Annotated in this window: 20 protein-coding genes; 1 reads left to right on the forward strand and 19 read right to left on the reverse strand. The window is 71.5% G+C overall.

Going from position 1 to position 22,439, the window contains the following annotated elements; translation table 11 throughout:
• Positions 1-83: 83 nt before the first annotated feature.
• From E1258_RS06110 to E1258_RS06120, 3 genes are all read right to left on the reverse strand, one after another.
• Positions 84-716: a hypothetical protein gene (locus E1258_RS06110; RefSeq protein WP_243715229.1), complete on the reverse strand. Its 633-nt coding sequence runs from the start codon at positions 714-716 to the stop codon at positions 84-86.
• 253 nt (positions 717-969) lie between these two features.
• On the reverse strand, positions 970-2,496 hold the full coding sequence (locus tag E1258_RS06115) for a glutamine synthetase family protein (RefSeq protein ID WP_207919439.1): 1,527 nt from the start codon (positions 2,494-2,496) through the stop codon (positions 970-972).
• Positions 2,489-3,817 (reverse strand): Rieske 2Fe-2S domain-containing protein, encoded by a 1,329-nt coding sequence (locus E1258_RS06120; protein ID WP_132397605.1) that lies wholly within the window; start codon positions 3,815-3,817, stop codon positions 2,489-2,491. Before E1258_RS06120 ends, E1258_RS06115 begins: the two co-directional genes overlap by 8 nt.
• A 576-nt stretch (positions 3,818-4,393) precedes the next feature.
• Here E1258_RS06120 and E1258_RS06125 point away from each other — a divergent pair.
• Complete coding sequence (locus tag E1258_RS06125) at positions 4,394-5,119, forward strand: GntR family transcriptional regulator (protein WP_207919440.1); 726 nt, start codon at positions 4,394-4,396, stop codon at positions 5,117-5,119.
• A 143-nt stretch (positions 5,120-5,262) separates the two neighbouring features.
• Here E1258_RS06125 and E1258_RS06130 read toward each other — a convergent pair whose 3' ends face one another.
• From E1258_RS06130 to E1258_RS35365, 16 genes are all read right to left on the reverse strand, one after another.
• Positions 5,263-6,747 carry a gamma-glutamyltransferase gene (locus tag E1258_RS06130; RefSeq protein ID WP_132397607.1) on the reverse strand — a complete coding sequence of 495 codons (1,485 nt, stop codon included), beginning with the start codon at positions 6,745-6,747 and terminating at the stop codon, positions 5,263-5,265.
• Positions 6,744-7,427: a cyclase family protein gene (locus tag E1258_RS06135; protein WP_132397609.1), complete on the reverse strand. Its 684-nt coding sequence runs from the start codon at positions 7,425-7,427 to the stop codon at positions 6,744-6,746. Before E1258_RS06135 ends, E1258_RS06130 begins: the two co-directional genes overlap by 4 nt.
• A 36-nt stretch (positions 7,428-7,463) precedes the next feature.
• On the reverse strand, positions 7,464-8,246 hold the full coding sequence (locus E1258_RS06140; protein WP_207919441.1) for a creatininase family protein: 783 nt from the start codon (positions 8,244-8,246) through the stop codon (positions 7,464-7,466).
• A gap of 14 nt (positions 8,247-8,260) precedes the next feature.
• Positions 8,261-8,713 (reverse strand): cytidine deaminase, encoded by a 453-nt coding sequence (locus E1258_RS06145; protein ID WP_132397613.1) that lies wholly within the window; start codon positions 8,711-8,713, stop codon positions 8,261-8,263.
• The gene (locus E1258_RS06150; protein ID WP_132397615.1) at positions 8,710-9,474 is read right to left on the reverse strand and encodes an amidohydrolase family protein; all 765 of its coding nucleotides are present in this window, start codon (positions 9,472-9,474) and stop codon (positions 8,710-8,712) included. Before E1258_RS06150 ends, E1258_RS06145 begins: the two co-directional genes overlap by 4 nt.
• Complete coding sequence (locus E1258_RS06155) at positions 9,471-10,451, reverse strand: ABC transporter ATP-binding protein (protein ID WP_132397617.1); 981 nt, start codon at positions 10,449-10,451, stop codon at positions 9,471-9,473. Before E1258_RS06155 ends, E1258_RS06150 begins: the two co-directional genes overlap by 4 nt.
• A complete protein-coding gene (locus E1258_RS06160; protein ID WP_132397619.1) occupies positions 10,448-11,446 on the reverse strand; it encodes an ABC transporter ATP-binding protein in 999 nt (332 codons plus the stop codon). Before E1258_RS06160 ends, E1258_RS06155 begins: the two co-directional genes overlap by 4 nt.
• Positions 11,443-12,138, reverse strand: a complete 696-nt coding sequence (locus tag E1258_RS06165) for an alpha/beta fold hydrolase (protein WP_132397621.1) — start codon at positions 12,136-12,138, stop codon at positions 11,443-11,445. Before E1258_RS06165 ends, E1258_RS06160 begins: the two co-directional genes overlap by 4 nt.
• 5 nt (positions 12,139-12,143) lie before the next feature.
• Positions 12,144-13,226, reverse strand: a complete 1,083-nt coding sequence (locus tag E1258_RS06170; RefSeq protein ID WP_207919442.1) for an ABC transporter permease — start codon at positions 13,224-13,226, stop codon at positions 12,144-12,146.
• Complete coding sequence (locus tag E1258_RS06175; protein ID WP_207919443.1) at positions 13,223-14,104, reverse strand: ABC transporter permease; 882 nt, start codon at positions 14,102-14,104, stop codon at positions 13,223-13,225. Before E1258_RS06175 ends, E1258_RS06170 begins: the two co-directional genes overlap by 4 nt.
• On the reverse strand, positions 14,097-15,722 hold the full coding sequence (locus E1258_RS06180) for an ABC transporter substrate-binding protein (protein ID WP_132397623.1): 1,626 nt from the start codon (positions 15,720-15,722) through the stop codon (positions 14,097-14,099). The genes E1258_RS06175 and E1258_RS06180 overlap by 8 nt, the downstream gene beginning before the upstream one ends.
• 434 nt (positions 15,723-16,156) lie before the next feature.
• Positions 16,157-18,067: a primary-amine oxidase gene (locus E1258_RS06185; protein ID WP_132397625.1), complete on the reverse strand. Its 1,911-nt coding sequence runs from the start codon at positions 18,065-18,067 to the stop codon at positions 16,157-16,159.
• An 82-nt stretch (positions 18,068-18,149) separates the two neighbouring features.
• The gene (locus E1258_RS33105) at positions 18,150-19,262 is read right to left on the reverse strand and encodes an FAD-dependent oxidoreductase (protein WP_165949660.1); all 1,113 of its coding nucleotides are present in this window, start codon (positions 19,260-19,262) and stop codon (positions 18,150-18,152) included.
• Positions 19,259-20,509, reverse strand: coding sequence for an aminotransferase class V-fold PLP-dependent enzyme (locus tag E1258_RS33110; RefSeq protein ID WP_165949661.1), 1,251 nt, complete (start codon positions 20,507-20,509; stop codon positions 19,259-19,261). Before E1258_RS33110 ends, E1258_RS33105 begins: the two co-directional genes overlap by 4 nt.
• 125 nt (positions 20,510-20,634) lie before the next feature.
• Positions 20,635-22,083 (reverse strand): aldehyde dehydrogenase, encoded by a 1,449-nt coding sequence (locus tag E1258_RS06195; RefSeq protein ID WP_132397627.1) that lies wholly within the window; start codon positions 22,081-22,083, stop codon positions 20,635-20,637.
• The gene (locus tag E1258_RS35365) at positions 22,073-22,198 is read right to left on the reverse strand and encodes a hypothetical protein (protein WP_256370962.1); all 126 of its coding nucleotides are present in this window, start codon (positions 22,196-22,198) and stop codon (positions 22,073-22,075) included. The genes E1258_RS06195 and E1258_RS35365 overlap by 11 nt, the downstream gene beginning before the upstream one ends.
• Positions 22,199-22,439: the final 241 nt, after the last annotated feature.

The following is a 22,439-nucleotide window of genomic DNA, read 5'->3' on the forward strand; positions in this document are numbered from 1 at the left end:
GACTCCGTCGATTCTGAGAATTGCGTTCTCCAGCGCAACGCCGACGGCCCGGCCGGGAACTGCCGGCCGGGCCCTCGACGGGGTCACCTGCGGCGCGGGGCCGGTCCGACGTCGTTGAACCGGAAGCTGCTGACCGGCGGGGCGTCACCCAGTTCCTCCAGGATCAGGCCGGAACGCTCGGAGTCGCGCAGGTACGCCCACCGGTTGCTGATCAGATACTCGCGGGGACCTCCGGCGGGAACGGCCGCGACCACGAACCGCTGAGCCGGGTCGTCCGCCCGGCAGGCGGCGCCGCGCACGAACAACGGCTGGCTGTTTCCCGGGTTGTGCGCCTGCCAGCAGACGGGCTTCCCGGTGCCGCCGCCGTAGTACGCCTTGATCAGGTATTCCCCCGAGCCCAGCGGGGTCGGCACGAACACCTGCCGGCCACGGTCGTCGTCGACCTCGGTCAGCCGCCCGCCGTCGAGCAGCGACAGCCCCGACTCGAACGAACCCACCCGTACGATCGTGATCCGGCGCTTGCCCGACAGGACCGGGTCCGCGCTCGATTTCGCCGTTGGGTCATCCGCCGCCGTGGCGCCGGACGACCGCACCCCGGCCACCGGCGCCGTCTCGACCGCCGCGGCTTCACCTGCCGACGTCGACGGCACTGCGTAGACCATCGCGGCGGCACCGATCAGCGCCACCAGACCCGCCCCAGTCAGCCACCTACGCACCAACACAATTCCTCCCAGCCGCTTCGACGTCGACGCCGAGGCCAGCAGCCTCGCCGGCTGGCGGTCCTCGGTCGACTCATCCTGATGACGCACGAGGCGGGCAGGTGGTTTCAGCACATCGCAACTCATTCGACGGCCGTCCCGGCTCAACTCCTCTCCCCACATCAGCGGCGGGCCACCAATGCCGCCTCGAAGACGAGTTCAACCGACTCGGCGGGGCCCTCGACGACAGGTTCGGCTGCCCGTCGGCCCGTCAGAACAGCCCGAAGTACTCCCGCTGCTCCCAATCGGAGACGTGCCGCAGGTAGCGCTCGTACTCGGTTCGCTTCAGGTGGACGTACCAGTCGACAACGACGTCGCCCAATGCCGCGCGGAAGACCTCGTCGATCTCCAGCGCGGCCACCGCCTCGCCTAGCGAGCGCGGCAGCAGCGGTGCCGCTTCGTCGTACGGGCTCGCGGTGGGTGGCCGCAGCTCCATCCGGCGGGCGATCCCGTCGAGGCCGCTGACCACCTGGGCGGCGATGTACAGGTAGGGGTTGGCCGCCGGCTCCCCGGAGCGGTTCTCCAGCCGGGTGGCCGGATCGCCCGGACCGCCGACGGCCCGCACCATGGCCCCCTTGTTGTCCACACCCCAGGCGACCCGGTCCGGGGCCAGCGAGTAGCCCTGGTAGCGCTTGTAGCCGTTGACGGTCGGCGTGGTGAACGCCGCCGCCGCGGCGGCATGGCGCAGGAGACCCTCCAGATAGGCCCGGCCGGCGACCGACAGCGGACCGACGTCGTCCGTGTCGGGCACGAACACGCCCCGACCGGTACGCAGGTCGGTCAGCGACTGGTGCAGGTGCCAGCCGGTGGAGGCCGTCTCGACCCCCTGGGGCCGGGACATGAACGTCGCGTGGAGGCCGTGCCGGCGGGCGATCTGCCGGACGGCGCTGCGGCACAGGACCACCGCGTCCGCGGTCGTTGCCGCGTCGGCCGCCGCCATCGTCAGTTCGAGCTGACTCGGTCCGAACTCCAGCTCGACCGAGCGCAGCGGCAGGTCGAGCGCGGTCAGCCCGGTGTACAGCGCCTGGACCAGCTCGTCGAGGCCATCCAGCGCCTCCTCGTGCAGCAGCTGGGAACCGGGCGTCGTCGGGCCGACGGCCGCGGCGGCGCCGGGTGCGCCGGGCCGACCAACCCGGTCGCTGGCGAGCCCCGCGTCGACGGCGCGGAAGACATGGAACTCCAGCTCGGCACCGACGATCATCCGGTAGCCGCGCTCGGCCAGCGGGCGCAACCGGTCCCGCAGCAGGCTGCGGGTGCAGAAGGGCACCGGCGAGCCGTCCGGGAAACGAAGGTCACACAGCATCCACCCGGTCCGATCGGCCCACGGCACGACCCGGAAGGAGCCGGGGTCCGGCACGAGCACGATGTCGCCCGCGCCGGCGAAGCCGGCCACGCCGACCCCCGGGTCGACGGCGAACACCGGGTAGGCCGATTGGCCCGAGGTGTCCTTGAGCAGCAGCGAACTGGGGGCGGTCAGACCCGAGCGCATGGCCACGGCAACCGCGGACCGGGCGATGGTCTTGCCCCGGATGATCCCGTGCTGGTCGACGAAGCCGAAGCGGACCATCTCGATGCCGAGTTCGTCGATCACCCGGCGCATCTGCGCCGCGGCGGCGTATTGCGCCTCGGACCACAGGTCGTGCCGGTCGACGAAGCCGCCCCGGTCCTTGGCCAGCATCGGCCGGGCGCTGGCCCCACCGCCGCCGGAGCCGACGGCCCGCTCGTCGACGTTACGCACCGGCCACCTCCGGCCGCGACCGGGACCACGGCGATCGGCTACGGCGATCGGCCTCCCTCTCCCGCCACCGCTGCTGCCAACCCTCGCTGGGCGAGATCATGTCGACGGCCAGCGGGCCGACCAGCCGGGCCGCCGCCGCGTCGTCCAGCGGGTGCGCGGGCAGCGCGCCGCCGGCCTGGAAGGCGTCGACCGCGCGCAGCAACAGCCGCCGGTTGGCGGTGACGGCGCGGTCGGACGCGCCGAGCCGCTCCACCGTCCGGTCCTGGATGCGGCCCATGCTCTCCACCGCCCACTGGTCGTGGACGTTGATGTCCAGCCCCATCCCGGTGTATGTGAGGTCGCGCTGCTCGGTCGGATCGAACCCCCAGTTGTTGGCCCGGTTGCGCAGCGGCCGGTAGTCAGGCAGGGAGACGCCCTCCAGGCGCTGCCGCAGCAGCGTCTCCTTGTCCGTCCGCTCGACGAAGTCGTAGAAGATCATGTACCAGTAGTGGTTCTCGTCGTCGATCGGCACGTGCCACTGGGTGAAGACCTTGTTGTTGCCGAACGGCACCACGAAGGCGTTGGGGAACAGCAGGTTGGTCACCCGGACGTGCTTGATGTCCCCGGTCAGCTCGCGGATGGCGAAGACCCGCAGCCCGTGCTCGGCGCTCTCCACCTCGATGTCGGGACGGTAGTGGTCGCCGACGAGCTTCGACAGCTTCGTGCCGGTGCCCTCGACCTCCTCGCTGAACTGCTGGCCGTAGACGTCACGCGGATCCTCGCCGACGAACCGGTGCAGGAAGGAGACGTGGCTCGGGTCGATTCCCCCTTCCAGCCCCTGTAGCCAGTTGCACTCCCAGAGGCCCTTGAAGGCGAAGGTGTACTCGTCCGGAGCGGTGAAGCAGTCGTACGCCGGGAAGGGCGGCGGATCACCAGCCCCCAGGTAGGCGAAGACGATGCCGTTGCGCTCGACGCACGGGTAGTTGGCGATCCGGATCTTGTCCAGGAACTGGCTGTGCGGAGGTTCGGCGGGCTGCTCCACACAGCGCCCCTGCGCGTTGTAGAGCCAGCCGTGGTAGAGGCAGCGCAATCCCCCGTCCTCCAGGCGACCGTAGGAGAGGTCGACTCCGCGATGGGCGCAGAAGCGGCTGATCAGGCCCCAGCCGTCGGCACGCCGGAACAGCACCAGGTCCTCGCCAAAGAGCCGGATCGCCTTGACCGGACGGTCGGTGGGCAGCTCCGACACCAGCGCGGCCGGCTGCCAGTAGGCCCGCATCAGGCCGCCCAGCGGGGTGCCGGGCCCGGTCCGGGTGAGCCTCTCGTTGTCTGCCTGTCGCAGCACTGCTTGCCTCCGGGGTTAGGGAACGACAGCGGAGCGGGAGGTGGGTGCCCACGCCCGTGGGCGGGAGCGACGCGTGAGGTCGACTCACAGGTGCAGGACCAGCCGGTCACCGGCGGCGCGGGAGACGCAGACCGACCGAAGTAGCGCAGTCGGCCGGCAGCGCCCCACCGCCTCCCCTCGGCCAGCAGGGGAAGTAGCGCGGTGACGCCGATGTCGCCGGCCACGGACAGGTAGCTGGCGGCGGGTTCCAGCGCGGAAGTGGTTGCACGGATCGGGCAGCCGGACCCGGTGGCCGGGGCGCAACTGACCGTGGGCTTACGGAGCGCGCGGACGACGAACCGCAGTTCTGAAGACACGCCCCCTCTCATTGGATCCAATGCTATATGCTTCGGATCCGTTTTGGAAGTGAACACACCCATCTTGGCCCTAGATGGGTCCACGAAACAGCCGGCCTGCTATCGTGGTGTGACCCAACAGGCAGGTCTGGTCGCCGACAAGGTGTTCCGCTGCCGCCCCGCCGCACCCCGACGGCAGGTCGCCCGGAACGCATTTTCGACGCAGAGGGAGAGTGGCCGGTTGACCACCGATTCCAAGGAACTGGCGGCCACCCGCAAGACCGGCGCCGCCCTCGTGGACGACCTCGCCGGACGGATCCGCGACCGGATCATGACCGGCGAGATCCCGATTGGAGCGCAGTTGCGCCAGGCCGAGCTGGCCAGCAACTTCGGCGTCTCCCGCACGCCGGTCCGCGAGGCGCTGCGCCAACTACAGACCAGCGGCCTGATCGACGTGCTGCCCAACAAGGGCGCCGTGGTCAGCGTCCCCGCGCCGTGGGACGTCCGCGAGGCGTACGAGGTGCGGGCCGAACTGGAAGCGCTGGCCGCCGCGCGCGCCGTCCGGCGGATCACCCGCGACCAGATCGATCAGCTGCGGGCGGCGAACCAGGAGATGTACGACCACTCCGTCGCCGCGCGCGGCGACGGGGCGCCCACCCAGCACGATCACCAGCGCGGCAACGACGTCTTCCACACGCTGATCGCGAGCATCTCCGGCAACGGCCGGCTGAGCAAGGCGATCAGCGACATCAACGAGACCTTCCCCCGCAACGTGTCCGCCCAGTTGATCCTCAACGACAGCCGACACCGCGACGAGAACTTCCAGGAACACGAGCGGATCCTGCAGGCGCTGGCCGACGGCGACGCCCAGCGCGCCGCCGACCAGATGCGCGAGCACGTCATCAAGGCCGGCGAGCAGTTGGCCCGCTGGTACGAGCTCCGCTCGTCCACCGTCTTCCGCGGGTAGCACCACTCCACGTCGCCGCCGACAACAACGCCAGCGCCTGCGCGGCGGTGACGGCGACGACGCGTCCGTCCACCACGCCGATCGCCCGGGCCAGGGGCACCCGGGGTTCCGGAGCGTCCATCTCGCCGGTGACAGCAGGGCCGTCACAGTACCGCCGCGACGCCGTCGGCCCGGGGGTCGCTGGCCGCGTCGAGCGCCGTGCCCCGCAGGCGGGCGACCTGCACATGCCCCGCGTCGTCGTGCCGCCCCGGCGTCGTGGCCACGGACAGGCCGAGGGCCGGGGCCCGGGCGGCGAGGTCGTCCGCGCCCGGTGTGCCGGGCTCCAGCAGCAGCGTGGGTTCGGCGCGGCCGACGTCGCGGCTGCCGATCACCCAGCGCGGTCCACCCACCACGGCCGGCAGGTCGACGGCGGCGCGGACGCCCTCGGCGACCTGGGCCAGGATCCACGGCTGGGACCGGCCGCCCTGGCAGCCGAGGGCGAGCACGGTGTCGCCGCCGACGGCGATCGTCGGGCAGAGCGTGTGGGGCGGCCGGCCCCCCGGGGCGAGCCGGCCGGGGTGCCCCGGGTCGAGGCTGAACATGGCACCCCGGTTGTGCAGCACGATGCCGGTGTCCGGTTCCAGCAGGCCGGAGCCGAAGGACTGGAACACGCTCTGGATCAGCGACACCGCGGTACCGTCCGCGCCGACTGCGGTCACTGCCACGGTGTCACCGGTCGGGCGCGGGCCGGCGGCCACGTCGGCCACCGGCCGCTCGGCCCACAGCAGCAGTCCGTCGAGGTCGACCGGCCCGATCCGGGGATCGCCCAGCAGCGCGTCCCGGGCCAGTTGCGCCCGGCGGGCGGCGGTGAGCGGGTCGTTGGCGCCGAGGACCGCGAGGAACGTGGCCCCCTGGGTCGGCGGGGGCGCGACGGCCCACTCGACGCCATGGGCGTACGCGGTCAGCGGCGCGACCCGCTCGGCGCGGTGCGCCGCGAAATCCGCCACGGACAGCGAACCGCCGAGCCGACGCAGCCCGGCGGCGAGCCGGTGCCCTACGTGTCCCTTGTAGAAGGTCCGCCAGTTGCCGGCGATCGCGGTGAGCGTTTCGGCCAGCGCGGGCTGCACCAGCGGTGCGCCCTCGGGCAGCGGCACGCCCGCCGCGTCCAGCAGCAACCCGGCCAGCCCCGGGTCGGCGGCGACGACGTCCCGCCGGTTGCCGATCGCCCGGGCCAGGCCGGCGCTGACCGGCGTGCCGTCACCGGCGAGAGCGACGGCCGGAGCCAGCAGATCGGCCCAGTCGAGTCGGGCACCGAGCCCGGCGACCGAGGCCCAACCGGCGACGACGCCGGGCGTGGTGACGGTAAGCGGGCCGGTCGCCGGCATCCGAACGGCCCCACCGGCGCGCAGCGCGGCGGCGTCGACCGCCGCGGGCGCCGCGCCGATCGACAGCACCACGCGCGGCGCCCCGCCGGCCGGCCGGACCACGGCGACGAGGTCACCGCCGAGCGAACACTGGTGCGGGTAGACGACGGTCAGCGCCGCCGCAGCGGCCAGCGCGGCGTCGACGGCACCCCCGCCTGCGGCGACCACGGCCCGGCCGGCCGCCACCGCCGCCGGGTGCGGGGCGGCCAGCGCCACCCGTGTCACGCCGCGTCCCGGTGCTGGTGGCCGACGCCGGACTCCGGCGCGGGCGCGGCGTCCCGGCGGATCAGGATGGCACGGGCGAAGGAGCCGTCCGCGTCGACGAGCTTGGCGGGTAGGCAGACGAGGTCGTACGGCCCGGGCGGCACCGCGTCCAGGTCGGCGTTCTCCAGGATCAGCACGCCCTCCCCGAGCAGGATGTGGTGCGCGTCCCAGGTGTCGGTGCGGGTGTGGCTCTCGATGGTCAGGTAGTCGATGCCAACCAACTCCACCCCGTCGTCGACGAGAGCCCGCGCCGCCTCGGGACTCAACCCCACCCAGTCCGGCGCCCGGTCCGTCCTTCTGAGTGGACCGGCCGAGTTCGACGTCTTGAACAGCACCCGACGTTCCCCGGCGATACCCGCCGCGGCGAGGTGGTCAACGGTGATGTCCCCGTTCACGTGGGTCATGTCCACCACCACCGCTGGGCCGACCAGCGAGTACAGCGAGACCTTGTCGATCGGGGTGGCGCCATCGACGAAGTGCGCGGGAGCGTCCACATGGGTGCCGGTGTGCGCGCCGAGACGCCAGCGTGTCACGTTCGACGCGTCGCCATCGGCCCTGGACTCCACGATCTCCACCTCGGGCTTGCGGCCCCAGTGCAGCATCTGCGGGTGGATCGGCAGGGTGATGTCGAAGATCTCCATCAGCGGCCCTTTCTGGGTGACAGGTCGACGAGTCGGTCACGGTCGATGGGTCGGGTCGGGCCACGGCTCACGCACGGCCCGCGCCACCGCCCGCGCCGTCGTCTCGACGCACCGGGTGAACTCGGCCGCCCCGTGCTCGGCGGTGGCCTGCGCCACGTCCCGGCCCCACACGCCTGTCTCGCTGACCTGGTCCATCCGGTAGTCCCAGAACGAGTCGACGTCCACGTGCGAGGTCGCCCGGTCCATCCGGACCAGTTCGGGACACAGGTGCAGCATCACCGACGTCTCGAAGTAGTTGGCGTGCATCAGGGCGCGGCCGTGGGTGACGTGGCCGTTCACCTCCGGCCCCGGATACATCGTCACGTAGCCGAGCGCGCGCACCCGGGCGTCGCGGTGACGCACCCGCAGCTTCTCCGCCGACACGTCCAGCGCGCCGTTGTTCCAGATGTGGCCGTTGAGCAGGATGAACTGCCGGACACCGCGCTCGTGCAGCGAGTCGACGATGTCGGTCACCAGCGCGATCAGCGTCTCCGGGCGTACGGAGACGGTGCCGGGAAAGTCCCCGTGCGACGCGGACACCCCGTAGCTCAGCGTCGGCAACACCGGTACTCCGGTGGCGGCGGAGACTGCCAGCGCTACCGCCTCGCAGATCCGGACGTCGACCGACAGCGGCAGGTGCGGGCCGTGCTGCTCGACCGCGCCCACCGGAATGATCACCGCGTCCAGCCCGGTGACCAGTTGCCCCGCCTCCGGCCAGGTCAGCTTCTCCCACCGGACGGGCTGGCCGGGGCCACCGAGTTCGGCCGCGAGCTCGCTCATGTCGTCCTCCTTCGTCACCATGCCCGTACGGTCTTCTCGGGCAGCAGGTCCAGCGCGCGCATGCGCACCGGGCCGACCGCGCCGGTCAGCCAGATCGTCGCGTCGGGGCTGTAGTCGCTGATCAGTTCGCGGCAGACCCCGCACGGCGCGATGATCCGGAACGTGTCGGCCGGCTTGACCTGGACGGACACCACGGCGTCGACCAGCAGCGGCGCTGCCGGGTCCAGTCCGGCCCGGGCCGCGCCCAGCGCCACGCCCTCGGCGCAGATCGAGCTGCGCCGGCACGACCCCTCCAGGTGCACACCGGTGAAGACGCCACCGTCGGCCGTGCGCAGCGCGGTCGCCACCTCGTGCCGCCCGGCCACCCAGACCCGCCGCAGCAGGTCCTGGGCGAGGCCGAGCAGTTCGGCGTCGGCCGTGGACATGTCCGCGGGGATGGGGACGGCGGCCACCCCTGTGCTGATCATGTCGCCAGCCCGAGGATCTTCGCCATGTTCCCGCCCTCGACCAGCGCCCGGTCCGCCGGGTCCGGGATCGCCTTCGCGATCTTCATGCGCTCCAGGTCGAAGTCGGATCCCGGCCACTCGCTGCCCATCAGCAGCTTCTCCGGGCCCAGCCGGGCGTACGCGCGCTTCACGTCACTCATCAGCGTCGCCGAGGTCTCCAGGTAGACGTGCGGCTGTCGCTCGGCGACGATGATCGCCTCGGGGACGTTCCAGACCGCGCCCATGTGCGCGATGATCGTCGGCACGTCCGGGTGGTTGCGGGCGATCTCCTCGATGGCCAGTGGGGCGCAGAACGCGTCGTCCAGCGCGTTGACGAGCACCGGCAAGCGGTGCCGGGCACACGCCTCGAACACCGGGTCGAGCAGTCCATGGTCGGCGACGTGGTACCCGTGCAGGCTCGGATGCAGCTTGAGACCAGCCAGTCCCGCCTCCGCGATCCGGGCGATCTCGTCCAGCGCGTCGTCGGCCTGCGGCATGACCTGACCGAAGCCGAACAGCCGGTCCGGGTGCGCCTTGACCAGCCCGATGATGAAGTCGTTCTCGATCCGCTGGGCCAGCGAGCAGACCATCGCCAGGTCGACGGCGGCCGCGTCCATCCGGTCCAGGATCCGACGCGGGTCGAACGGCACGTGCGGCGGCGGCGCCTGCCCGGGCCGGACGCCGGTGAGGTAGTCGGAGCGGCCCCGGACGTCCTGGGTCGTGTTGTACGCGTCGATGATCAAAGGGAGTCGGCCTTCCTGGGGGTGAGCAGCGGCAGGTGACACCGCACCGAACGTGCTGCGGCCAGCGGGCGCAGCGCCGGCGCTTCGACCCGGCACCGGTCCACGGCGTAGCGGCAACGGGTGTGATAGGCGCACCCCGCCGGTGGGTCGGCCGGGTCGGGCAGCTCGCCCTCCAGGACGATCCGCTGCCGGGCCGGCTCGCGGGTCAGCATGGGCACCGAGGCGAGCAGTGCCTCGCTGTAGGGGTGCGCCGGCGCGGCGAAGAACGAGTCCCGGTCCGCGACTTCGATGATCTGGCCCAGGTACATCACCGCCACCCGGTCCGCGATGTGCCGGACCACGCCGAGGTCGTGCGAGACGAACAGCATGGTCAGTCCGCGGTCGCGGATCAGGTCGGCGAGCAGGTTGATGATCTGCGCCTGGATCGACACGTCGAGCGCGGAGACCGCTTCGTCGGCGACCACGAAGCGCGGCGTCGGCGCGAGCGCCCGGGCGATGCCGATGCGCTGGCGCTGGCCGCCGGAGAACTCGTGTGGCCGCCGCTCCCCCGCCTCCCGGCCCAGCCCGACCATGTCCAGCAGCTCGTCGGCGGCGGCCCGCGCGGCGGCCCGCTTGACGCCCCGGGCGCGGATCATGGGCTCGGCGACGATGTCGGCCACCCTGCGGCGCGGGTTCAGCGAACCGAACGGATCCTGGAAGATCATCTGAAGGTCGGCCCGGGTACGCCGCAGCGCCCCACCGCGCAGCCGGGTGAGATCCACGCCGCCGTACCGGATGCTGCCGGCGCTCGGCTCGATGACCCGCAGCATGGCCTTGCCTAGGGTGGACTTGCCGCAGCCGGACTCGCCGACCAGGCCGAGCGTCTCGCCCTCGTACACGTCGAGATCGACGTCCCGGACCGCCCGGATCCGACGCACGCCGGATCCGGCGAACTCCACCCGCAGGCCCTCGACCCGCAGCAACGGTTCCGAACTCATCCGGCCAGCACCTCCTTGCGCTCGGCACCGAGCAGGCAGGCGTCCAGGTGCCCGCATGCGCCCTGCCTTTGCGCCAGGAGCGGCGGGGTCGAGGCGCAGGCGTCCTGGACGGACGTGCACCGCGGCGCGAACGCGCATCCGGGCGGCCGGTCGACGCCGGTGAGCGGGCTACCGGCGATGGCGGGCAGCCGGTCCAGGGCTGGCCCGTCCACCCGGGGCACGGAGTTGAGCAGGGCGTTGGTGTACGGGTGCTGAGGCGCGAAGAGCACCTGGTCGCGGGTGCCCTGCTCGACGATCCGTCCGGCGTACATGACCGCGATCCGGTCGGCGACCTCCGCGACCACCCCGATGTCGTGAGTGATCAGCACGATGGTGGTGCCGTGTTCGGCCTGGAGCCGCTTGAGCAGCCGCAGCACCTGGGCCTGGATCGTCACGTCCAGGGCGGTGGTGGGTTCGTCGGCGATGAGCACGGCGGGATCGTTGGCTAGCCCGATCGCGATCATCACCCGCTGCCGCATGCCGCCGGAGAGCTGGTGCGGATACGAGCGGGCCCCCTGCTCCGGGTTGGCGATGCCGACGTCGCGCAGCAACGTCACCGCCCGCTGCCAGGCCTGCCTCCGGGACACCCGTTGGTGCGTGCGGATCATCTCGGCGACCTGGGCGCCGATCCGCTGGGTCGGGTTGAGCGCGGCGAGCGCGTCCTGGAACACCACGGCGACGTCCCGGCCCCGTACCTGGCGCAGCCGGTCCTCGGACGCGCCGACCAGGTCGACCCCGCCGAACTCGACCACGCCGCTGATGTGCGTGCGCGGCCCCCGGTTCAGCCCGACCAGGCTCATCGCGAGCGCGGACTTGCCCGACCCCGACTCGCCGACCAGGGCGAGCACCTCGCCACGGCCCAGGTCGAGGTCGACGCCGCCGACGGCCGGCAGCCGCCCGGCCGGGACGTCGAATTCGACCCGCAGGCCACGGATGGAGAGGAAGGGCTCGGTCATGCCGCCGCCACGCGGCTCGCGGCTCGTTCGACGAACGCGGCGACCTCCGCCGGCCGGGCCCGGGGCGTGAAGTGGCTCCCGGGCAACTCGGCCACCGTCGCGCCCATCCGGGCTGCCATGTCCCGCTGGATCTCCGGTCGCAGGGTGCGGTCCTCGGTGGCGACCAGATACCAGCTGGGCAGCGTCCGCCAGGCCGGCACGCCGGTCGGCTCGGTGAAGATGGCGTTGTCGCTCTGCCGTGACTCCGTGTCCCAGACCACCCGCTGCTCGACCGGCACGTCCCAGCCGATCTCGGCCCAGTACTCGGCGGTGTGCTCCGAGGACCATTCGCCGTTCGGCCCCCGCCGCATGTACTTCGATACCGCCGCCGGTGGGTACCGCTCGACGATCTGGTTGACCGTCTCCCCCTCGTCCGGCCCGAACGCCGCGATGTAGACGAGCCCGACCACCCCGGATTCCCGACCGACGTTGCTGATCACGGCGCCGCCGTAAGAGTGCCCGACGAGCAGCACCGGGCCGGACAGCTCCCGCACCACGGCGGCGGTGTGCGCCACGTCGCCGGCGAGCGACCGCATGGGGTTGGTCACCAAGGTCACGTCGTATCCGGCGGCGGACAGCAGCGGCGCGACGTTCGACCAGGTGGTGGCCGTCCCACCGGCGCCGTGCACCAGAACGATGTTCTTCGGGCTCATCGCGGTCAGGCCTTTCTCAGTCGGGGGTCGAGCACGAGATAGAGCAGGTCCACAGCGACGTTGACGAGGGTGAAGAGCAGCGCGATGGCCAGCGCGGCCCCCTGCACGATCGGGTAGTCCCGTTGGAGGATGCCGTTGATGAGCAGGTTGCCGACCCCGGGATAGGAGAACACCGTCTCGGTGATGACCGAGCCACCCAGCAGCGAGCCGAACTGGAGGCCGAGCACCGTGACGATCGGCAGGGACGAGTTGCGCAACACGTGCCGGCGCACGATCGTGCCTTCGGAGAGCCCCTTCATCCGGGCGGTCCGGATGAAGTCGTCGCCGAGGATCTCCAGCACCGACGCCCGCACGATGCGGGTGATGAAGCCGGCCATGGACACCGCCAGCGTGGTCGCCGGCAGGATGAGGTGCAGCAGCCACGGCCCGATCAGCTCGGGGCGGTCCTGCAGGATCGCGTCGAGCAGCACGAAGTTGGTCAGCGGGCGGTAGTCGAGCTGGCCGGGCATCCTGCCGATCACCGGCAGCCAGCGCAGCCACACCCCGAAGACCACGATCGCCAGTACGCCGAGCGCGAACCACGGCAGGGAGAAGCTGACCGTGCCGACCGTCCGGGTCAGGGTGTCCACCCAGGTGTCCTTGAACAGCGCGGCGAGCAGCCCGGTGACCAGCCCGAGCAGGACCGCCACGAGCATCGCCGCGATGGTCAGCTCGATGGTGGCCGGCAGCGCGTTGCCGAGCAGGCCGGTGATCTCGTTGGCACCGTAGAAGGAGCGGCCGAGGCGGAGGTGGATCAGGTCGTCGAGGTAGCCGAGGTACTGCTGTGGCAGCGACCGGTCCAGGCCGAAGGCCTCGTTGATCCTCGCCGTGTTCTCCCGGATCTCCGCAGCCGTCGCCTGACCGCTGCCGCCGCCGGCGGCCAGCGAGCTGGCCGGCGAGCCGGGCAGCAGCCGCATCGCGACGAAGACCAGCGTGGCCAGCAGGAACAACACCGGCGGTACGGCCAGCAGCCGCCGCAGGACCAGCCACGGCATGCCGAGGCGGCTGCGCATCGGCCGCCGGGGTGGCGGGAGCATTCCGGCCGTCATCGTGCCGCCCTCGGATCCAGAGCGTCGCGCAGGTCGTCGCCGACGAAGTTTCCGGCGACCACGAACAGCAGCGTCGCGCCGGCGGGCAGCAACACCAGGTGGGGGGCGAGGTAGAGGAACTCCTGGCCAGCCTGCACCATGTAACCCCAGTCGGGGGTCGGTGGCTGGATGCCGAGCCCCAGGTACGACAGCCCGGCGCCGAACCCGGCCGCCACCGACAGGGTCATCACCGTCTGGGCGAGCAGGGGGCCCGCGATGTTCGGCAGCACCTCCTGCACCAGGATGCGCGGGGTCGAGGTGCCGCCCAGCCGGGCCGCGAGGACGTAGTCGCGGCGGGCCTCGCGGGCCGTGAGCGCCCGGGCGAGCCGGGCCAGTCCCGGGGCCAGGGAGACGCCGATGCCCACGACGAGGCTGGACACGCCGGGTGCGGTGGCGACCACGACCAGGACGATCAGCAGCATCGACGGGAACGCCAGCGCCAGATCCATCAGCCGCATGAGCAGCCATTCGGTCCACCGGCCGGCGAAGCCGGCGACCAGCCCGACGGAGACGCCGATCCCGGCGGCGAGCGCCGTGGCCAGCAGGGCCACGAGAAGGAGCGGCCGGGCGCCGTACACCATCCGGGCCAGCAGGTCGCGACCCAGGTCGTCGGTGCCGAGGAGGTGCCTGGGCGCGCCCAGCGGGAGCAGCGCGTCCGGGGTCTGCCGGTTCGGATCCGCCGACACCAGCAGCGGCCCGAACGCGGCGAGCATGACGAACACGAACACCACGGCCCAGGACACGGTGGCGAGCCACGACCGGGCGACGCGGCGACGCCGGTACCCGGCCCGCAGTCGCCCGGCCGACGGCATCCACCGGCGTAGGGCCAGTTCAGACACTCGCCTTCTCCATGAAGCAGCGGTGACTGCCGAGCCCGGCCACGTTCAGCCCCTGTACGTTGCTCCCGCTCACGACCGGGTTGCACGAGTACGCGAGCATCGACAGCACCATGTACTGCTCGGCGAAGCGGCGTTGGATGTCGCTGTACTTCGCGGTGCGGTCCGCGCCGTCGGGCAGGTTCTTCGCCTCGGTCAGCTCCGCGGCGAACCTGTCCGCGCCCTTGAGGGTCTTGAAGCCGGACGCGAAGTCACCGTAGACGCCGGCCGGCATGGCCAGCGCGCCGATCATGTTGTCCGGGTCGGGCACGTACGAGTTGCGTTCCCAGATCATCAGGTCGTGGTACTTGTCGTCGGGGTTGATCACCCGGCCGAAGTAGGTGGCCGGGTCGACGGAGTCGGCGACGACCTTCAGGCCGATGTCGGTCAGGTTCTGGGTGATGATCTGCGCGGCCTTCGGGTGCCAGCTGTCGCTGGCCGCCATCAGGCGCACCTCGCGCCCGGTGGCACCGGCGGCCTGGATGAGCTGCTTGGCCTTGTCGACGTCCGTGGCGCTCAGGTCGGCCAGGCTCGGGTCGTGGCCGTTCTGCGACGGCGGTACGGCGTACCCGACGGGCAGCGCGCCGGCGCCGAAGAACGCCTGCGCCAGGATCGCCTTCCGGTCGATGGCCAGGTTGATGGCCTGACGTACCTCCAGCTCCGGAATCCGCCGGGCGTCGATCATGAGGATCGCGTCGAAGCTGTAGGGCGTGTCGTGTACGGTCACCGCCTTGTCGCCCTTGAGCCGGCTCAGCGCGGAGTACGGGGTGAACTGGGTGCCGCCGATGTCGCCCGACAGCAGCGAGCTGACGATCGTCGAGGGGTCCTGCACCTGCTGGAGCACGAGCCGGTCGATCGGCGGGCGGCCGAGGCGGAACTTGTCGAACGCCTCCAGCGTGACGGCTTGGCCGGCGGTGGCGGAGGCGAACTTGAAGGGGCCGGTGCCGACGAGGTTCTTGCCGATGTCGGCGCCGTACTTGTCCAGCGCCGCCTTGGAGATGATCCGGCCGCCGATGTCGGACAGCCGGGCGAGCACCATGCGGTCCGGTGTCTTGAGCACCAGCTTGACCGTGTTGGCGTCGACAGCCTCCAGGCTGGCGACGTTGGCGCCGAGGCTCTTGAGCGGCGGGGAGGCGCCGGTGGGCAGCGTCTTGTCGTCGGGGTTGAACTGTCGGCCGAGGCTGGCCAGCACGTCCGCTGAGGTGAACGTGGTGCCGTCGTGGAAGGTGACGCCCTGGCGGAGCTTGAACGTGTAGGTCAGCTGGTCAGTGGAGATCTCCCAGCTCTCGGCGAGGTCGGGCCGGACGTCGTTGCTCTCGAAGGAGATGAAGGTCAGTCCCCGGCAGATGCAGTCGACCGCCATCCAGTCGCCGAGCGCTGTGTAGAAGGCGGGGTCGTTGATGCCGCCGGTGGCGTCCACGGCCAGGGTCAGGGTGCCGCCGCGGCGCTCCGCGGTGTCTTCGGTGTCCGCGGCGAGACCGCAGGCGCTCAGCAGGCCGGTCATACCGAACCCGACACCCATGCCGAGCACGCTGGCACCCCGCAACAGGTTCCGACGGGAGATGGTGGGGGAGGCTTCCATGGGGCAACTCCTTGAACGTCGAGCATGCTCGTGCCATCGTCCTGTTTGGATCCAAACTTTCATGACTTGGATCCAACTAGTGTCGGGGGTCGCCACTTCGACTCCGTGTCGCCCATATGAACGGCTGGTTTCACGGGTGCCGAGCCAATGGTGGCCACCGCCCGCCGAACGGGCGGACCACACCCTGTCCGACCTGCTCACCGGGCGCTTCACCCGCGCGAATCGCGTTTCGCCGCATGCAGCTGGCCTGACCTTACCCAAACATGTGGATCCAGTGGAATAGCTTTGGGATCCAAAATTATCGAGATCGGCTCTAGCCGTTCCTGACATCGCTCGCCCGGTTGTTGTCCACGGCCATCGCCGTTCGGGCCAACCCGGGATCCGCCTTACCGCGCGGCCCGGCGGCCGGTCACACCGGATCCGTCCCGTTCCACCTAGCGGCAGCAGGCGTCGCCGGCACCGTGGCGACGCGGGGCCGGCAGGTCCAGCGACGGGTTGCGGTCGAAGAAGCCGTCGGGCTCCAACCGCATGCCAATCCGGTGCACCGCCATGATCGGCCACTCCTCGGGGCGGGGATCGTGGTGCACGCCGACCACCGGCCAGAGCACGAGTTTGACGCCGTCGAGCGACCGGTTCGCCTGCTGCCAGGCCGTGATGCCCTCCGCACCGAGCGGCGCCTGGTTCGGGTACTCGCCGGCGATGAATCGCTCCGCCGGAGCGTACGGCGTGGCCCAGAGCTGTTTGGCGACGAAGGGCGCCTTCCGCTCGACGACGCTGCCGGGCCGGGCGAAGAGCCGCGTGGTGTGCGGCAGGGTGAGCCGGTAGCCGGTCTGGTCACCGAAGCGGTTGGTCCGGGAGGTGCTCTCGACCAGCCAGTGCACCGCCCGCGCCGGGTTGGTGCCGCGGGCCGCCTCGGCCTCGGTGACGATCGGGGTCCGCACCATCCGACAGGCGTTGCCGTACGGGTTGAGCTCGTCGTCCTGCTCGACCTCGGCGTGGATCTCGTAGAGCCGGTTGAGCGGACCGTCGACTCCCATGTCCAGCCGCAGACCGAAGTAGTGCTGATGGTTGGGGGCCTGCACGTTCGGGGCGACCAGACGGCCGTAGCGGGGCGTCTGCCCGTCGTCGATACCGGAGACCGACATGACCCCGGTCAACTTGATCTCCAGATCGATCATGCCGTCCTGGTAGAAGGACCAGTAGAAGCCGTAGTCGTAGTTGGCCACGGTGGCAAAAGAGGAGATCACCAGCCGCCGGCTGCGCCGCACGTCGGCCTCACCGGTACGAGTGTTGACGTGCTTCCACAGGATGGAGAAGTCCTCCTCGTGCAGACAGATCGCGTTCTTGATCGTCCGCGCCTCGCCGTGTCCGTTGAGCACCGCGGCGTCGAAGTACCGGATCTCCCCCAGGCAGTCGCAGCCCAGCTCCAAGGACGCGGTGAGCGGCCCGGCGCCGTACTCTCCCCAGTCGAAGAAGTTCTTGCGGTACGCGGTCGGGTCGCTGTCCAGGTATGGCACGTACATCTCGCTGACCGCCGCCCGCCGCAGCACCGGCCGCGACTCGCCGCCGTCGTGGTAGACGGCGTCGTGCAGCACCAGGCCCTCGCGGTGGGTGAAGCCGACCCTGAACGACCAGTTCTGCCAGGTGACCAGGTGCCCGTCGACGGTGAAACCCGGCCCCTCGGGTTGGATGATCTCCAACGGAGCGACCTTTCGGTCCGGTCCCCAGGTGCCGGAGCGGTAGTTGCCCGTTTCGGATGCCATCGGTAGCACACCGTGGTCCTCGATCCGGACCACCTCGAGGGTCTCCAGGTCGATGATCGGCACGAGTCCGGCGACGGGGCGGGCGTACCCGTTGTCGTCCTCGCTGACCCGGTGCCAGACGGTGCCCCAGGAGAGCCGACGGCCGAGCAGGTCCGCCGGCTCGAAGCCGGTGATCGATTCGGGATCGATCCAGACCAGCGAGGCGTCTGTGATGCCCCGCCTGGCCAGCGCCGCCTGGAACGCGGCGTCCTCCCGGCACGCCTGCGCGACCATCCGGGCCTCCTCGCTGGAGACACCCGGCCGCTCGGCGTCGACCGGCGTCCACGAGGCGACCGACGCCGGCCGATCGGTGCCCGAGGTCCAGGCGCCGACCTCCCAGGCGGCGTGGGCGTCGGGGTTCATCACCACCAACCGCACCGGTCGGCCCTGCCCCGGGGCGAGGGCCCGGGCCAGTCCCTCCTCGACCGCGACACCCCAGTAGCGCGGCCGCTTCCCGATCCGCGGATCGTCGCCGACCAGCGCGACGACCTCGGCGATCTCGGCATCGGTGAGAGGGTCGTTCCAGTGCGCTGCGATCGTCATGGGTTCTCCAGTGGGTGCGGGATGCGGGCGACGGACGCCGGCCTGCCGGCGGCGCGCGCCGGAGCCGGTGCAGACGTGGACATCACTGGCCGAGCCGGCGTTCGACGCCGACGAAGTCGAGGTCGCGACGCTCCTCGCCGCGACACAGGTCGGCGACGGCCGCGCCGATCGCCGGTCCGAACTTGAATCCGTGCCCGGAGCACGCGGCGGCGACCACCACCGGCTGCGCCCAGGGCAACCGGCCGAGCACGAAACGCCGGTCGCGGGTCATCGTGTACAGGCAGGAGGCGGCCTCGACCACGTCCCGCTCCGGATCGGCGTCCACCCCGGGGACGTAGCGCGTCATCAGGCGGCACAGTTCGCTGATCTCACCGCCGGTCGGCGGCACGACCGGCCGCTCGGGGTCCCAGACCTCGCCGGCATCGATGCCGGCCTTGAAGCCGTTCCCGGCGGCGTCGGGGATGCCGAAGAGCAACCCCTCGGGACGGTCCACCGAGAAGGCACCGAGCCACGGCGGGCGGGCGGGCGGCTGGCCGGAGCGGAGCGTGACGGTGACGATGCGCCACACCTCGAAGAGGTCGGCGAGCCTGGGTACCGCCCGGCCGACCCAGGCGCCGGTGGCGAGCACCAGCGACCGGGCCCGGATCCGGCGGGCGGAGGTTTCGACCAGGCATCCCTCGCCGCTCGCCTGCCAGCGGAGCATGCGTTCGCCGAAGACCAGCTCCGCCCCGGCCGCTCGGGCGCCGGCGCGGGCGACCCCCAGGGCGGTTCCGGCCTCCACGACACCGGCGGACGGGTCGAACACGGCCTGGTGGCCGTCCGGCACGACGAAGGAGGGCATCAGCTCCCGCAGCCGGTCGGTGTCCTCGACGATTTCGCAGCCGGGTCCCTGGAGCTGGGACGTCCCGCGATGGGCGTAGAGGCCGCCGGTGCGGTGCAACAGGGTCTCGCCACTGGCCCGCTCCCAGCGCTCCCAGCCGGCGAAGGCCCGCTCGACGAGGTCACTCCAGACCGGATTGGGGTACGCGCGCCGGATCATCCGGGTCCGCCCGTGCGACGAGCCCCGGTGGTGATCCTCGGCGAACTGGTCGATCGCGGCGACGCGCACCCCGCGCAGGGCGAGCTCGTAGGCGGCGGCCGAGCCGTGAATGCCGAGCCCGACGACGAGGACTTCGACCTCGGCGTGCTCGCTCACCGGTTCACCCCCCGGGCGATCTCGGCCACGGCGCCGAGCAGCGCGTCGTGGTCGGCGTCGTCGTTGTAGACGTGCACCGAGGCCCGGACCACCGCGGGCACGCCGCGCAGGCCGAGATCCCACTGGCCGTGGCTGGCCGGCACCGACACGGTACGTACGCCGCGCACGGCCAACCGTCGGCTGACCAGGTCGCTGCCGAGGCCGTCGACGGTGAACGTGACGATGCCCGATGGGCTGGCCGCTGGATCCCGCACGGTCACCCCGTCGATGGCGGCGAGCCCCCGGCGCAGCCGGGCGCCGGTCGACGCCAGGTACGCCTCGGTGACGTTGATGCCGCGATCGAGCAGTTGGGTGAGCGCCACCCCCAGGCCGAGCCGGCCGGCCACCGAGGACTCCCAGGTCTCGAACCGGCGTGCCGTCGGTGACAGGCTCCACTGGCGTGTCCCCGTCCACACCGCGCCGCGCACGTCCGGCGCGACCGGCGTGAGCCGTTCGAAAAAGTCGCTGCGCATGTAGGCGAATCCGGTGCCACGGGGGGCGCGCAGGAACTTGCGCCCGGTCGTCACCAGGGCGTCGCAGCCGATCTCGTCGACGTCGATCCGTAGCTGCCCGACCGACTGGGTCGCGTCGAGCAGGTACGCCGCACCGGAGCGGCGGGTCAGTGCGCCGATGTCGCGGACCGGCTCGACCAGACCTGACGAGGTCGGCACCTGGGCGACACAGACGATGTCGCGCGGGCCACCGGTCAGCATCCGCCCCAGCCGGTCGAGATCGACCGCGCCGTCGGAGCCGCTGGGCAGAACGAGGAGTTTCGCGCCGGTCTCGTGGGCCAGGCTGAGCAGGTGCAGGGCATGGCTGACGTAGGTCGAACGGGCGACCAGGATGCGGGCCGTCGCGTTCAGGCGGAGCGCATCGACGATGACCCGCATTCCGGTGCTCGCGCTGTCGGCGAGCGCGATCTCCTCGGGCCGGGCGCCGATGAGGCGGGCCGCGGTGGCGTACAACTCCTCGATGCGGCCGGAAACCGCCGCGGCGGCCTCGTAGCCGCCCTCTGTCTCCTCGCGCCGCAGGTGGGCGACGACCTCGTCGACCACCGCCACCGTCGGCAGCGCGGAACCTGCGGAGTTGAGGTGGTGTGCGTGACGCACACCCACGGTCTGCGCCCGTTCCCGGGCGACATCCACAGGCGGCACGAAGGTGCCGAGCTGGTCGACGTGCGCGTGGTCGGCGTTCACCGAGAGGTCCACGGTCGAACGGTCCCCAGACTCCACGATCGCGGATCCAATATAGACGAAAATGGATCCCACCGTTCGGCACGCCGCCGGGCGCTCGCCAGCCTCATGGGCACTGTCCCCCTTGCAATGAATACGATCTACAGGCTGACCACGACGGCCTTGGACTCCAGGTAGCCGCGCAACGCCTCATCGCCGAGATCGCGGCCAAGACCCGACTCCTTGCGACCGCCGAAGGAGAGCGCGGGGTCGAACACGTTGTAGGTGTTGACCCACACCGTCCCCACCTCCAACTGGGCCGCGACGCGGTGCGCCCGGCTCAGATCGGCGGTCCAGATCCCGGCGGACAGGCCGTACGCCGAGTCGTTGGCGATCCGCACCGCATCGGCCTCGTCGTCGAAGGCGAGCACGCCGACGACCGGCCCGAAGATCTCCTCTCGGGCGATGACCATGTCGTTGGTCACACCAGTGAAGACGGTGGGGGTCACGTAGAAGCCACGGCCAGCCGGGGTCGCGCCGCCGACGACCATCTCGGCCCCTTCGGCCCGCCCCAGCTCGACGTAGCCGAGGACGCGCTCGCGCTGCTCCGCCGAGACCAGCGGCCCCACCGAGATCCCCCCGGACAGCCCGTCGCCGACCGGCACCCGCGCAGCCGCCCGGGCGAGCCGCTCGGTGAACTCGGCGAGGACCGCACGCTGGACCAACAACCGGCTCCCCGCGGTGCACATCTGCCCGGAGTGTCCGAACGAGGCGCGGATCGCGGTGGTGACGGCAGCGTCCAGGTCGGCGTCGGCGAAGACGATGTTGGCGCTTTTGCCGCCCAGTTCGAGGGTGAGCCGGGCGAACCGCCGGGCAGCCGCCTGGCCGACCAGCCGGCCTACCGCCGTGCTTCCGGTGAAGGAGACCTTGTCGACACCCGGGTGGTCGGCCAGGGCGGCACCGACCCTGCCGTCGCCGGTGAGGACGTTGAGCACACCGTCGGGAACGCCGGCCGTGGTGATCAGGTCAGCGAGGCGGAGCATCGTCAGCGGCGTCTGCTCGGCCGGCTTGACGACCACCGAGCAGCCGGCGGCCAGCGCCGGAGCGATCTTGAAAGCGCCGGTCATGATCGGGAAGTTCCACGGCAGGATGAGCGCGGCCACCCCCACCGGCTCCAGCGTGGTGTAGACGTGATGGGCGCCGGGGCCGATCGGGACGGTGCCGCCCAGCAGGCGGCTCGGGGCACCGGCGAAGTGTCGGAAGGTACGCGCGGCGGTGGCAACGTCAGCGCGGGAGCGCTCGATCGGCTTGCCGTTGTCGCGTGTCTCCAGGACCGCTAGTTCCTCCAACTCCGCCTCGATCAGGTCGGCGACCCGATGCAGGATCCGGGTGCGCTCCAGCGGCGGTAGCCCCACCCAGCGCCGATCGGTCAGGCTCTGCCGGGCCGCCTGCACGGCCGCGTCGATGTCGGCCGGGGCGGCCTGGACCGCTCGGGTGAGCACCTCCTCGGTGGCCGGGTCGACAACCTCGAACAACTCGCCGCCTGGGCACCAGGCCCCGCCGACGAACAACGCCTGGGTGGGGGCAAGTGCGGGCAGCTCAGCACGCATCGTGGGTCTCCTCCACCGAGGTGAATGTCAGGTCGACTGGCGGGCGGAACATCCGGGCGGTCAGGCGGTCGTGGCCCGCGTCGTCGCAGCGGCGCGGCACGCTCCGGTTCGCCACCTGCGCTGACCCGACGTGCGCTGCACACGCGCGACGCGGCCGATGAGTCATCCGTCTCCCCCTCTGCCAAACCGAATTGCATTGGATCCACCATATTGCTTTGTGGATCCCGAACTGGCCCACACGTGTTGCCGGCGCGTAACAAGTGCGATCCACCCCGCCGCCCACCCGGCGATCCGCTCCCGACGCCGGCCATAGGCGCCCACAGCGGGAGCGCGCCGGGCCCGGATGCGCCCCCACC

This window comes from Micromonospora sp. KC207, assembly GCF_004348615.1.
In the GTDB taxonomy this organism is placed as follows: domain Bacteria; phylum Actinomycetota; class Actinomycetes; order Mycobacteriales; family Micromonosporaceae; genus Micromonospora.